The organism is Streptomyces pseudoechinosporeus, assembly GCF_054783935.1.
Genome location: NZ_BAAGPS010000073.1, coordinates 30,947 through 44,024 on the forward strand (window position 1 = coordinate 30,947; position 13,078 = coordinate 44,024).

The window sequence follows — 13,078 nt, forward strand, 5'->3', positions numbered from 1 at the left end:
GGTCAACTCATCCCAACCGCACCGACTCGACATCAGCCCAGCTTCTGAGCCAGTTCGGTGAACTCCGCCCACGACGCTCCCGGTTGCCGCGGATCCCACAGCTTCTGCCCCAGCGCCCGCAGCGGCATCCGGATCCCCGAGGCCACCTGGTCCTGGGTCTGGGAGTTCGCGAGATCGCACCAGACCGCGAAGGAGCCGCCGAGGATCTGGTCGTCGTACTCCTTGGAGACCGGGGTCGTGCCGCGCAGGACGAGGGGGGTCCACTGCTCGTAGATGCGCTGCCCGGTCGGGTAGACGAACTGGTTGGGCTGGCCGAGGACGTAGTAGAGGTACTCGTCGTTGTAGTTGATCACCTTGCGGCCGTCCCGCAGGTACTCGGTGGGCTGGCGGGCGCCGATCTCCTTGCCCGTCCAGTACGCGACCTGGATGTCGTCGGCGGCCTGGACGGCACCCCCGGGAAAGAAGCCGTCGTTCCAGGCCCGCATCGTCCGGTCGTGCCCACGCATCAGCCTGGCGCGGTCGTTGAGCCAGCCGGTCGCCAGGTCCGCGACACCCGCGTTCGCCCCGTACTTCTTCTTCGCGGCGGCGGCCAGCTGCGGATACGACGCCTCGGGGTTCGAGACCATCAGCGCCCGGTACTCGTCGGCGCCCAGGTGCCAGTAACGCCCGGGGAACAGCTCCGCGTACTCGTCCAGGAGCTCGTCCACGAGGTCCGCCGCCGCGGGCTTGGAGATATCGACCGCCCCCTGCGCGGCCACGCCGCTCGCGTTGCGCAGCTGGAGGTCGGGGTGCGCGTCGAGCACCGCGCCGAGGTGGCCCGGCGAGTCGATCTCGGGGACGACGGTGATGTGCCGGCTCGCGGCGAGGTCGAGGATGCGGCGCACCTCGGCCTTGGTCAGGTGCTGCTCCGACACGACCTCCGGATGCTTGTCGGACTCGATCCGGAAGCCCTGGTCGTCGGAGAAGTGCAGCCCGAGCTGGTTGTACTTCAGATCCCCCAGCTCACGGATCCGGTCCTCGATCCACCCGGCCGTGAAGTGCTTGCGCGCGATGTCCAGCATGAACCCGCGCTGCGGCTTCGCCGGGCTGTCGCGTACGACCCCCTCGGGCGCCGTACCGTCCGCCCGCACCGCCTGCTTCAGGGTGCGCGTCCCGTAGAAGACGCCCGCTTCGGCCGGCCCGCTGATTCGCACCCGCCCGTCCTTGACGGCCATCGTGTACGACTCGGCCCCGGCGTCCTCGTCGGTGAGGGCCAGCTGTACGTCCCCGGCGCGGGCGTCGCCCGTCCCCGCGTACCTGAGCTTCAGCTCCCCGGCGAGCAGCCGCCCCTCGTCCGCGAGGTCGGCGTCGTTCACCACCACGCGGCCCGCGCCGGCCGGACGCCAGCCGGGTCCGCGGGCGGGGGTGTGCTCGCGTACGGCCGGGATCGTACGAGGCGTCGTCGACATCGGGTATGTACGACTCGGCGAGGCTGCGGGCGGGTCCGTGGGCTGCTGTGTCATCGGCGCGCCGTTGCCTCCGCTCGGCCACAGAGCGACCGTCAAGGCCGCGGCTCCCGCCACGATCACTCCGGTCCCGACCAACAGAGGCCTCCGGCTCCCGACCAACTGGGGCCTTTGGCCCGTCATCGTCCGGCGCCCACGCCCGTTCACCACAGATCACCCAATCATTTGCCCTGCTTGTCCCCGCGAACCTAGGTCCTCACCTCATCACGCCACCGTCCACCACACGATCCGAAACTCTGCCGTGCGGGTGAATTTCGGGCATCCGACGGACAGCTTCCGTCAGCCTCGATAGCGTGAATGTCACATCTCACACTTGATCCACTCCCGAATCACGCGTGAGGCCCCCACCGGAGCTTCACCGAACCGCCGAGGAACCCACGCTGCCTGCGCACCGTCCTTCTCGCCACTTGGGGCAGGTCGTCTCCCTGCCCGGCCAGACCCGCTCCAGACCGAGCCCCACAGGCCTGGAGCGGTTCAACGCCGCACCCGCCGACGCCGCCGAACGGGCCCTGCTCACCTGCTGCGGCAGCCACCGCTGGGCCCGCCGCCTCGCCGCCCACCGCCCCTACCCGGACCTGGCCGCCCTGCTCGCCGCGGCCGACGAGGCGGCGTACGACCTGACCCCCGCCGACCTCTCCGAGGCCCTGGCCCACGAGCCACTCCCCCGCATCCCCGCCGACGCCCACTCCGCGGCCCACACGGCCCTGAGCGCAGCCCACGCCGCGTACGAGGCTCGCTTCGGCCACGTCTTCGTGATCAGCCTGGACGACACCCCCTCCGAGGAAGCCCTCGACAAGGTACTGACGGCCATCCGATCACGATTGACAAACGATCGTGACGAGGAACGAATCCAGACGGCGGACGAACTGCGCCGCGCGGCAAGAGCAAGACTGAAGCGCCTGGTACGGGAATCGTTTCTCCCAAGCGCCCCTTAGGGCCCTCCAGGGCCCGTCAGGGGCGCGGGGTTGTGACATTTGTGCGGCTCCGCCGCGATGGGGGTCCCCCCGCTCGAGCGCAGCCGAGAGTGGGGGAGCGATCAACCACAAACAACCCGCACCCGGCAACCAACAAGGCGCCCCACCCCGGAAGCCGCGCCCCCCGTAGCCAGACGGTGCCTGTTTGATCACAACTGAAGGGGCCACCGTCATCGTTCCGACAGCACGTCGCTACGATGGCCAGGGCCGGTGGACCGTACCCGGCCGGGCCCGACCGACAGCACAAGCCGGCGCGGCCCCAATCCCCGCTCCCGGAGGAACTTCCGTGCCGGCTGGAACGCTGTACCGCGGCCGGGAAGGAATGTGGTCCTGGGTGGCTCATCGAGTCACCGGCGTCCTCATCTTCTTCTTCCTGTTCGTACACGTGCTGGACACCGCTCTCGTCCGTGTCTCCCCCGAGGCCTACGACGAGGTCGTGGCCACCTACAAGACGCCCCTCGTCGCGCTGCTGGAGTACGGCCTCGTCGCCGCCATCCTCTTCCACGCGCTCAACGGTCTGCGGGTCATCGCCGTCGACTTCTGGTCCAAGGGCCCGCGCTACCAGAAGCAGATGCTCTGGACGGTCGTCGGTGTCTGGGTCGTGCTGATGGTCGGGGCGCTGTACCCGGTTCTCGGCCACGCCGTCCGCGAAGTCTTCGGGAGCTGAGCCTGATGTCCACTACTGAGAAGACCGCCGCCTCCGGCATCGGCCCCATCGAGGGCGATGGCGAACTGTCGTACAGCGTCGACAACCCGGCGCCGTACATCGAGGCCCCGCGTCAGCGCACCAAGAAGACCCCGAAGCCGACCCGTGGCAACTTCGAGATGGCCGCGTGGCTGTTCATGCGGCTGTCCGGCATCGTCCTGGTCGTCCTGGTCATCGGCCACCTGCTGATCCAGCTCGTCCTCGACGGCGGCGTCTCCAAGATCGGCTTCGCCTTCGTGGCCGGCCGCTGGGCCTCCCCCTGGTGGCAGACCTGGGACCTCGCCATGCTGTGGCTGGCGATGCTGCACGGCGCCAACGGCCTGCGTACGGTCATCAACGACTACGCGGAGCGGCCGAACACCAGGCTGTGGCTCAAGGGCCTGCTCTACACCGCCACGGTGTTCACCATCCTGCTGGGCACGCTGGTGATCTTCACCTTCGACCCGAACATCCGCTAGATCCGGGGCTACGAGACTCATGAAGATCCACAAGTACGACACCGTCATCGTCGGCGCGGGCGGCGCCGGCATGCGCGCGGCCATCGAGTCGACGAAGCGCAGCCGTACCGCCGTGCTCACGAAGCTCTACCCGACCCGCTCCCACACGGGCGCGGCGCAGGGCGGCATGGCCGCCGCGCTGGCCAACGTGGAGGAGGACAACTGGGAGTGGCACACCTTCGACACGGTCAAGGGCGGTGACTACCTGGTCGACCAGGACGCCGCTGAGATCCTGGCGAAGGAGGCCATCGACGCCGTCCTCGACCTGGAGAAGATGGGCCTGCCGTTCAACCGGACCCCGGGCGGCACCATCGACCAGCGCCGCTTCGGCGGCCACTCCCGCAACCACGGCGAGGCCCCGGTCCGCCGGTCCTGCTACGCGGCGGACCGCACCGGCCACATGATCCTCCAGACGCTGTACCAGAACTGCGTGAAAGAGGGCGTGGAGTTCTTCAACGAGTTCTACGTCCTGGACCAGCTGATCACCGAGGTCGACGGCGTCAAGCGGTCGGCGGGCGTCGTCGCGTACGAGCTGGCCACCGGCGAGATCCACGTCTTCCAGGCGAAGGCCGTGATCTACGCCTCCGGCGGCACCGGCAAGTTCTTCAAGGTGACGTCGAACGCGCACACCCTCACCGGTGACGGCCAGGCGGCCTGCTACCGGCGCGGGCTGCCGCTGGAGGACATGGAGTTCTTCCAGTTCCACCCGACCGGCATCTGGCGCATGGGCATCCTGCTGACGGAGGGCGCCCGCGGTGAGGGCGGCATCCTGCGCAACAAGGACGGCGAGCGCTTCATGGAGAAGTACGCGCCGGTCATGAAGGACCTCGCCTCACGTGACGTCGTCTCCCGGTCCATCTACACCGAGATCCGGGAGGGCCGCGGCTGCGGTCCCGAGGGCGACCACGTCTACCTGGACCTGACCCACCTGCCGCCGGAGCAGCTCGACGCCAAGCTCCCGGACATCACCGAGTTCGCCCGTACGTACCTCGGCATCGAGCCGTACACGGACCCGATCCCGATCCAGCCCACCGCGCACTACGCCATGGGCGGCATCCCGACGAACGTCCAGGGCGAGGTGCTGGCCGACAACACCACGGTCGTGCCCGGTCTGTACGCGGCCGGCGAGGTCGCCTGTGTGTCCGTGCACGGCGCCAACCGGCTCGGCACCAACTCGCTGCTCGACATCAACGTCTTCGGTAAGCGGGCCGGCATCGCCGCCGCCGAGTACTCCGCGAAGAGCGACTACGTCGAGCTTCCCGAGGACCCGGCGGCGTTCGTGCAGGAGCGGGTCGAGATGCTGCGCGACGCCACGGGCAACGAGCGGGTCTCGGACATCCGCCGCGAGCTGCAGGACTGCATGGACGCCAACGTGATGGTGTTCCGCACCGAGCAGACGATCAAGACGGCGGTCGAGAAGATCGCCGAGCTGCGCGAGCGCTACCTGAACGTCTCGGTCCAGGACAAGGGCAAGCGGTTCAACACCGACCTCCTGGAGGCCATTGAGCTGGGCAACCTGCTCGACCTCGCCGAGGTCATGGCCGTCTCCGCGCTCGCCCGCAAGGAGTCCCGCGGCGGTCACTACCGCGAGGACTACCCGAACCGCGACGACGTCAACTTCATGCGCCACACCATGGCGTACCGCGAGGTGGGCGACGACGGCACCGAGACCGTCCGTCTCGACTACAAGCCGGTCGTCCAGACCCGCTACCAGCCGATGGAGCGTAAGTACTGATGGCAACCCCGACCCTCGACAAGGAAGACGCCAAGCCTGAGCCGGGCTTCGCCGACTCCCCGTACATCACGGTCACCTTCCGGATCCGCCGCTTCAACTCGGAGGTCTCCGCGGAGGCGACCTGGGAAGACTTCCAGGTCGAGATCGACCCGAAGGAGCGCGTCCTCGACGCTCTGCACAAGATCAAGTGGGACATGGACGGGACGCTGACGTTCCGCCGCTCCTGCGCGCACGGCATCTGCGGCTCGGACGCCATGCGGATCAACGGCAAGAACCGCCTCGCCTGCAAGACGCTGATCAAGGACATAAACCCCGAGAAGCCGATCACGATCGAGGCCATAAAGGGCCTTACGGTCCTCAAGGACCTGGTCGTGGACATGGAACCGTTCTTCCAGGCGTACCGCGATGTGATGCCCTTCCTGATCACGAAGGACACGAACGAGCCGACGCGTGAGCGGCTCCAGTCGGCGGAGGACCGGGAACGCTTCGACGACACGACGAAGTGCATCCTGTGCGCCGCCTGCACGTCCTCGTGCCCGGTGTTCTGGAACGACGGCCAGTACTTCGGCCCGGCCGCCATCGTCAACGCCCACCGCTTCATCTTCGACTCGCGCGACGAGGCCGGTGAGCAGCGGCTCGAGATCCTCAACGACAAGGACGGCGTGTGGCGTTGCCGTACGACGTTCAACTGCACGGACGCCTGTCCGCGCGGTATCGAGGTCACCAAGGCGATCCAGGAAGTGAAGCGGGCGCTGATCACGCGCCGCTACTGAGTTCCTGCCGAGTTCGCCTGCTCGGCCCTCGCGTGTTCGGCTGTGGCGGGTGTCAGCCTCGCAGGACGCGGCCCTGCTTGTCGGTGCGGTCGTTGCTCGTGAAGAACAGGATCGCGTCGATCAGGGCCCAGAAGCCGAGGCCACCGCAGGTGAGGAGCTGGGCGACGCCCACGCCGACGGAACCGACGTAGAAACGGCCGATGCCCAGCGTGCCCAGGAAGAGCTGGAGGATGCCCGCGATGACCTTGGACTTGTCGGAGTACGGGCGGCCCTGCGGGTCGTAGCCGAACGGGGCGTCAGGGGTGGGGACAGACATGCGTGTTGCTCCTGGCGTACAGAGGATTTGGAACGGAATGTTCCGAGCGGTCGCAGGAGGAAACCCGCGACAAACTGCATGCCTGCGCTCGTCCCCCCTGCGGATCATGAAGCCTAGGGGGACGGAGGGGGCGGGAGGAGAGAGGTGAGGCGATCGTATCGATTCCGTGACCCGTTGGCCGAAAGCTCACTAGACAAACGAAATCGATACGTGCACTGCTGTGCGGGCCTGGCGACCGGGCCCCTTTAGGGGCGCGGGGAACTGCGCGACCAGCCACGACGCACCCGCAGTCGAACTGCATGCCCGGCGGAGCGCTCAGTGAAGGTTGCGGACCACAGTCCAAGCAACCGCCACGACCAGCACCAACGCCTGCGCAGAGCGGCGGAGTTCGGGCCGCCAACGCCGGCCGCGCAGGCCCTCGAGGGCCCACCGGCCCAGCAGGGCCAGCGCAAACGGCGAGGCCAGCAGCAGGAGCCGGTTGTCCTGCCAGGCGGCACTGAAGTGGCCGTGCATCAGGTCGTACACCATGCGGGTGCCGCCGCAGGCCGGGCAGAGCAGCCCGGTGACGAGGCGGAAGGGGCACTGGGGCAGCAGATGCCCCGGCTCGTGCGGATCGGTGCCGTAGAGATAGCAGGCACCGGCGGCCCCGGCGACGAACACGGCAAGCGGTGCCGTCGCCGGGTGCCGCAGAACGGATCCGGGCGCGGATCCGGACTCAGCCGCCACGCAGGACCCGCCCTTGGGAGTCCGTGTTGTTGCTGCCGGTCAGCAGGATAATGCCGTCGATCAGCGCCCAGATGCCGAGGCCGCCACAGGTGAAGAGCTGGGCGAGACCGATGCCCACGCTGCCGATGTAGAACCGGCCGATGCCCAGCGTGCCCAGCGTCAGCTGGAGCACTCCGGCCACGATCTTCGACTTGTCGGAGTACGGCCGCCCGAAGGGGTCGTAGCCGTACGGGGCGTTCGGGTCACCCGTGTACATGCCGGGCTGCTGCGGCACAGCACCCGGCGGCGGGTAGGCGCCGCCCTGCGGGTATCCGTAGCCGGGCTGCTGCTGGTACGGGCCCTGCTGCTGCCCGCCGGCATAGGGGTTCTGCCCCTGACCAGGATTGGGGTTGGCGTTCGGATACCCGTACCCCGGCGGCTGGTTCGGGGGCTGCGGGGGCTGCTCACTCAAGGCGACGACTCCTGTGTTCCGGTGCTCCGGTTGACCCGGCACGCGAGAAAATAGACACGACCGCTCGTCATGTTGTCAGGCTGGACCGGGCGAGGGCCAGCCTGGGTTGTGACTTGCCCGTACAAATGGCTACGTCCTGCCTGTACGGGCGGCTGTGTCGGCCTCTCAACTTCCGTTCGCACGGGTCCAGTTGCTGTGACTGACGGGACTCTTGTTACAGACTGGGCCCATGGCATCCCTGAGGAAGACCGCCGCCGCGCTGGCAGCCGCCGCCGCGGTGCTGTTCGCGATACCCCCCACGGCCTCGGCAGGCCCCGCCCCGCACGACACGCTCGTACGGGAGAACTTCGACCGCCTCCCCCTCGGCCCGGTCACCGCGGGCCGCGGCTGGACCACCGACGCGGAGGGGGGCGCGCTGACCGTCGCGCCCAGCACCACAGGCCACGGCCGCGAACTCCGTATCCGCACCGAAGGCAACGGCCGCGCCTTCGTCGTCTTCGACGACCTCGCCCCGCCCGGCAACAGCTTCTGGGCCCGCCTGCGCCTGCGCGTGGACGCCTTCCCCTCCGCCCCCGACTGGGCCCACTGGACCATCGCGGAGGCCTCCGGCTCCGACTCCCCCACGCTGGTCCGTCCGCTCGGCGGCCAGTACGTTCCCACCGAGAACGCCAACTTCTTCGGCGTCGGCTCGGACCTGGGCCCCACCGGCGACTGGACCTCCTGGAAGACCTCTTCCCCCGCGACCGCCGGAAAGTGGCAGTGCGCCGAGTTCCACCTGGACGCCACCGACAACCGCGTCACCGTCTACCTGAACGGCGTCGAACAACCCGACCTGACGGTCTCCACCAACAACCACGGCGGCACCGAGGACGACTTCGTCTTCCCGACCTTCGACAAGCTGAAGCTGGGCTGGCAGCTCTACCAGTCCGACCCCACCCCGTCCTCGTACGACGTCCGCCTGGACGACATCGCCGTGAGCACGCAACGCGTGGGCGGCTGCAGGTCCTGACCCCTGGCGTCGACTTCCCGATGGAGCAGGCCGCGGGCTGACCTTCCCGCGGCCGGCTCCGCTCGAGCGGGGACCCCCATCGGGGCGCGACCAGCCACGACGGACCCGCGGCTTCGAACCGCATTCCAGCGGAGCGCCTAGGCTCTGTTCCCGTGCCAGCAGCGAAAGACAGTACGAGCGAGGATGGCCGCGCGGACTCCCCGGGCCTGGAAGGCTCCGCGGGGCCGGTGGGGCCACAGGTCCCGGGGGCATCCCGTACGCCCGCGAAGAGCGAGCAGACGCGGGCCCTGATCCTGGAGACGGCGATGCGGCTGTTCCAGGAGCGGGGTTACGACAAGACGACGATGCGGGCCATCGCCAAGGAGGCCGGGGTTTCCGTCGGCAACGCGTACTACTACTTCGCCGGCAAGGAGCATCTGATCCAGGGCTTCTACGACCGGATCGGCGCCGAACACCAGGTGGCGGTCCGGTCCGTGCTGGAGGGAGAGACGGATCTGGAGGTCCGGTTCGCCGGGATCCTCAAGGCGTGGCTGGACGTCGCCGAGCCTTACCACGAGTTCGCGGTGCAGTTCTTCAAGAACGCCGCCGACCCGGACAGCCCGCTTAGTCCCTTCTCCCCGGAGTCGGAGCACGCGCGCGTGGAGGCCATCAGCGTCTGCCGGGAGGTGCTCACCGGCTCCAAGGCCAAGGTCCCGGCCGAACTGCGGGACGTCCTTCCGAAGTTGCTGTGGCTCTCTCAGATGGGGCTCGTCCTGTACTGGGTCTTCGACCGCACCGAAAGCCGCGAACGCAGCTACCGTCTCGCCGAACGCGGCGCCCGCCTCATCGCCCTGGGCATCTCCCTGGCCCGCTTCCGCGCGCTGCGCCCCCTGGTCCGCGAGGTGCACGAACTGTTCACGGACTTCCTGCCGGGGATGACGAACGCACTGCCCGACCCGACGAAGAGGCCCAAGGCCTGAGCGCCTTGGGCCTCCTCATCGAGCAAGCGGACAGCTCGTCAGTTCACCGCGTCCATCTCGTCCTCCGCCAGCTCCACGTCGTACACCAGCGGCCCCTCGCCGACCGTCACAGAGCGGGCGCGGGTGGCATGCCCGGGAGCCGTGGCCGACAGCAGGTAGGAGCCCGGCGCGGGCACCGAGACGATGTACGAGCCGTCGGCCAGGGAGGTCACCTGGTCGAGCCGGAGGCCACCGCCCTGGGAGTGCAGGGTCAGTACGGCCCCCTCGACCGGCCCCCCGTCCGCACCGCGCACGAAGCCGTGGACCACCGTGGAGTGCCCCTTGTCGTCGGGCACGCGCGCGTGGGGCACGTTTTCGACAGCCCCGCCGGTCCCGCCGACTTCGGCGGCCTCCTCCCGCGGCTCCACCGCGAGATGCGGCAGCCGCTTCTCCAGCCAGTCCGGCAGCCACCAGTTGGAGTTCCCCAGGAGGTGCATCGCGGCCGGCACCAGTGCCGTACGCAGGATGAACGCGTCGAGCGCGACCGCCGCGGCCAGCCCGATGCCCGCCATCGCGCCCTCCAAGTCACCGCTGAGCACGAAGGCCGAGAAGACGCAGATCATGATCAGGGCAGCGGAGTTGATGACCCGGCTGGTCTCGGCGAGGCCCACCCGGACCGCCCGCGCGTTGTCCTTGGTGTGCACCCACTCCTCGTGCATACGGCTCACCAGGAACACCTGGTAGTCCATCGAAAGACCGAAGAGCAGCGACAGCATGATGACCGGCAGGAAGGCGGTGATCGGCCCCTCCTTGCCGATGCCGAGGAGTTCGGTACCCCAGCCCCACTGGAAGATCGCGACCAGTACACCGAACGACGCGGCTGCCGCGATCAGGTTCATCAGGGCGGCCGTCAGCGGCACCACCAGGGAGCGGAAGGCCACCAGGAGGAGCAGGAAGCCGAGCGTGATGATCGCCGCGATGAAGTAGGGCAGCCGGTCGCCGGTCACGGACGCGAAGTCCTTGAAGACGGCGGTCACTCCGCCCACATGGGCCTCGGTCCCGGACTCCGGGATCACGTCGTCCCGAAGCCGGTCGATCAGCTGGTCCGTCTGTTCGGACTGCGGTGATGTGGTCGGCACGACCTGGATCACCGTGATGCCCTGGGCGGGTGGCGCGGCGGCGACCTGCGCGACACCCTCCGTCGAGCGGATGGCCGAGACGAGCGCGTCCGTGTCGCCGCGTTCCGCGACCACCTGGAGCGGGCCGTTGAAGCCGGGCCCGAAGCCCTCGGCGAGCAGGTCGTACGCCTGTCGTGTGGTCGTCGACTCCTGGTGGTTGCCCTGGTCGGTGGCGCCGAGCCGGAGCGACAGGACGGGCAGCGCCAGGACCACCATCGCGACCAGTGCCATGACGGCGACCGAGCGCGGGCGCCTCTCGACGAACCCGGACCAGCGTGCCGCAAGCCCGCTCGCCTCCTCGGACTCCGGTCCCGCGGCGGCGAGCCGGCGCCGCTGCCTGCGGCTGAGGACGCGCATGCCGAGCAGTCCCAGGAGCGCGGGCAGCAGAGTCGTCGCGGCCAGGACGCTCAGGACGACAGTCAGCGAGGTCGCGATGACAACGCCGTCCAGGAAGCGCAGGTTCATCACCAGCATTCCGGCGAGCGCGATGCACACCGTGCCGCCCGCGAACAGCACCGCCCGGCCCGAGGTGTTGAGGGCCGTGACGGCCGCCTCCTCGGGTTTCATCCCGCGCAGGATGCCCTTCCGGTGCCGCGTCACGATGAACAGCGCGTAGTCGATACCGACGCCGAGGCCGATCAACGAGCCGAGCAGCGGGGCGACTTCGGGTACGTCGGTGACATGGCTGAGCAGCGAGGTCGCCATCAGCCCGGTGCCGAGCGCCGCGATCGCGACGACGAGCGGCAGCAGCATCGCGAAGAACGAGCCGAAGGCGACGAAGAGGACCACGGCCGCGGCCACGATGCCGACCAGCTCGGCGATGCCGGTGGGCGGCTCCTGGACGCGGGTGATCGCCTGACCGCCCAGCTCCACCTGGAGACCGGCGCGTTCGGCGTCCTGCGCCGTGTCGACGACGTCCTCCACCAGCTCCTTGGGCACGCTGTTCGCCTGCTCGGTGAAGGTCACCTGGGCGTAGGCGATCCGCCCGTTCTCACTGATCTGTGCGGCCCCCTGGGCGGCGTACGGGCTGCTGACCTCGCCGACGCCCTCCATCCGCCCGATCTCTTCGAGCGCGGGCTCGATCCGGGAGCGTACGGACTCGTCCCGTACCGTTCCGTCGTCGACCTTCCACACCACCGTGTCCGTGTCGCCCGAGCTCTGCGGGAAGGCCTTCTCCATCAGGTCGTACGCGCGTGTGGAGTCCGTGTTCGGGAGGGAGAAGGTGTTCGCGTAGTCCGTGCCCGCGGCGGAACCCGCGAAGCCCACACCGAACAAGGCCCCCACCCACAGCAACAGGACCACCAGCCGGTGCCGATAGCACCACCGTGCCAATGTCGCCACGCCTCAACGCTCCTTAGTCGTCGGTCGGTTGGTCCCCCAGGTCCTGCGGCTCAGCATCGACTGCGCGGCGCGGGCGTGGACACGGCAGGGCCATGACTCTCAAGGAACTCCAAAGAGCGCGGCGGCCCCGATGTCAGTGCCCCGGCCGATACTGGGGACATGACCGCTCACATGGGGCACGAGGGGGAGGCCGGGGACATGGGCGCGCACGAGGGGGCCACCGTCCTGGTCGTCGAGGACGAGCCGAGCATCGCCGACGTCCTGGCCATCGCCCTGCGCTACCACCGCTTCGAGGTGATGACGGCGGGCACCGTCCGCCAGGCGCTGACTCTCGCCGAGCGCACGCGCCCGGACGCCGCGCTCCTCGACGTGATGCTTCCGGACGGCGACGGCCGGGCGCTGGGCCGCGAACTGCGCCAGCGCCAGCCTGACCTGGCGCTGGTGTTCCTGACGGCGCGCGACGCGCCCGCGGAGATCGTCGGCGCGCTCGGCTTCGGCGACGACTACATCACCAAGCCGTTCAACATCGACGAGGTCGTCGCCCGGATCACCGCGGTCCTGCGCCGCACCCGCCCTGCCGACGTCCTCCCCCAGCGCCCGCCCCTGCGCTACGGCGACCTGGAGCTGGACGAGACGACGTACTCCGTGCACCGCGCGGGCCGCTCGGTGGAGCTCACCCCGACGGAGTACGCACTGCTGCGCTTCCTGGTGCGCAACGACGGACGGATCGTGCCCAAGGAGCAACTCCTGCGCCATGTCTGGCAGTACGAGCACTCGGCGGAGTCGACGGTCGTGGAGACGTACATCAGCTATCTGCGGCGCAAGCTCGACTCCCTCGGCGCGCCCGTGATCACGACCCGCCGAGGCGTGGGATACGGGCTCGCGTGACCAGCAGGGGCCGTTGCCGCAAAGGCATCCACTCGCTGCGC

13 protein-coding genes are annotated in these 13,078 nt (G+C 69.1%); 8 read left to right on the top strand and 5 right to left on the bottom strand.

Annotated features, from left to right (window positions below; genetic code table 11):
- Window positions 1–32 precede the first annotated feature (32 nt).
- Entirely contained in the window at window positions 33–1,502 is a 1,470-nt protein-coding gene (locus ACYVO6_RS41985) for a beta-N-acetylhexosaminidase (protein WP_461070929.1), read from the bottom strand.
- Window positions 1,503–1,912: 410 nt separating this feature from the next.
- Between ACYVO6_RS41985 and ACYVO6_RS41990 the strand changes: the two genes are divergently transcribed.
- From ACYVO6_RS41990 to ACYVO6_RS42010, 5 genes are all read left to right on the top strand, one after another.
- A complete protein-coding gene (locus ACYVO6_RS41990) occupies window positions 1,913–2,440 on the top strand; it encodes a 2-oxo-4-hydroxy-4-carboxy-5-ureidoimidazoline decarboxylase (RefSeq protein WP_461070931.1) in 528 nt (175 codons plus the stop codon).
- Window positions 2,441–2,765: 325 nt separating this feature from the next.
- The gene (gene sdhC / locus ACYVO6_RS41995; protein WP_461070933.1) at window positions 2,766–3,146 is read left to right on the top strand and encodes a succinate dehydrogenase, cytochrome b556 subunit; all 381 of its coding nucleotides are present in this window, start codon (window positions 2,766–2,768) and stop codon (window positions 3,144–3,146) included.
- Window positions 3,147–3,151: 5 nt separating this feature from the next.
- Complete coding sequence (locus ACYVO6_RS42000; RefSeq protein ID WP_461070935.1) at window positions 3,152–3,643, top strand: succinate dehydrogenase hydrophobic membrane anchor subunit; 492 nt, start codon at window positions 3,152–3,154, stop codon at window positions 3,641–3,643.
- A 19-nt stretch (window positions 3,644–3,662) separates the two neighbouring features.
- A complete protein-coding gene (gene sdhA, locus ACYVO6_RS42005) occupies window positions 3,663–5,417 on the top strand; it encodes a succinate dehydrogenase flavoprotein subunit (protein ID WP_033325311.1) in 1,755 nt (584 codons plus the stop codon).
- Entirely contained in the window at window positions 5,417–6,190 is a 774-nt protein-coding gene (locus ACYVO6_RS42010) for a succinate dehydrogenase iron-sulfur subunit (RefSeq protein WP_461070937.1), read from the top strand. The genes sdhA and ACYVO6_RS42010 overlap by 1 nt, the downstream gene beginning before the upstream one ends.
- Window positions 6,191–6,242: 52 nt before the next feature.
- Here the strand turns inward: ACYVO6_RS42010 and ACYVO6_RS42015 are convergent, their stop codons facing one another.
- The 3 genes from ACYVO6_RS42015 to ACYVO6_RS42025 form a co-directional block, all read right to left on the bottom strand.
- Window positions 6,243–6,506: a TM2 domain-containing protein gene (locus ACYVO6_RS42015; RefSeq protein WP_461070939.1), complete on the bottom strand. Its 264-nt coding sequence runs from the start codon at window positions 6,504–6,506 to the stop codon at window positions 6,243–6,245.
- Between the two features lie 315 nt (window positions 6,507–6,821).
- On the bottom strand, window positions 6,822–7,232 hold the full coding sequence (locus ACYVO6_RS42020) for a DUF2752 domain-containing protein (RefSeq protein WP_461070941.1): 411 nt from the start codon (window positions 7,230–7,232) through the stop codon (window positions 6,822–6,824).
- Entirely contained in the window at window positions 7,222–7,683 is a 462-nt protein-coding gene (locus tag ACYVO6_RS42025; protein WP_461070943.1) for a TM2 domain-containing protein, read from the bottom strand. Before ACYVO6_RS42025 ends, ACYVO6_RS42020 begins: the two co-directional genes overlap by 11 nt.
- Window positions 7,684–7,912: 229 nt before the next feature.
- Here ACYVO6_RS42025 and ACYVO6_RS42030 point away from each other — a divergent pair, with 229 nt between their 5' ends.
- Both ACYVO6_RS42030 and ACYVO6_RS42035 read left to right on the top strand, forming a co-directional pair.
- Window positions 7,913–8,692, top strand: coding sequence for a hypothetical protein (locus ACYVO6_RS42030; protein ID WP_461070945.1), 780 nt, complete (start codon window positions 7,913–7,915; stop codon window positions 8,690–8,692).
- Window positions 8,693–8,898: 206 nt separating this feature from the next.
- Complete coding sequence (locus ACYVO6_RS42035; RefSeq protein ID WP_461070979.1) at window positions 8,899–9,651, top strand: TetR family transcriptional regulator; 753 nt, start codon at window positions 8,899–8,901, stop codon at window positions 9,649–9,651.
- 38 nt (window positions 9,652–9,689) lie between these two features.
- On the opposite strand, the gene ACYVO6_RS42040 is transcribed toward ACYVO6_RS42035, so the two are convergent.
- Entirely contained in the window at window positions 9,690–12,140 is a 2,451-nt protein-coding gene (locus ACYVO6_RS42040; protein WP_461070981.1) for an MMPL family transporter, read from the bottom strand.
- Window positions 12,141–12,347: 207 nt separating this feature from the next.
- On the opposite strand from ACYVO6_RS42040, the gene ACYVO6_RS42045 reads away from it, so the two are divergent.
- Entirely contained in the window at window positions 12,348–13,037 is a 690-nt protein-coding gene (locus tag ACYVO6_RS42045) for a response regulator transcription factor (RefSeq protein ID WP_461070983.1), read from the top strand.
- Window positions 13,038–13,078: the final 41 nt, after the last annotated feature.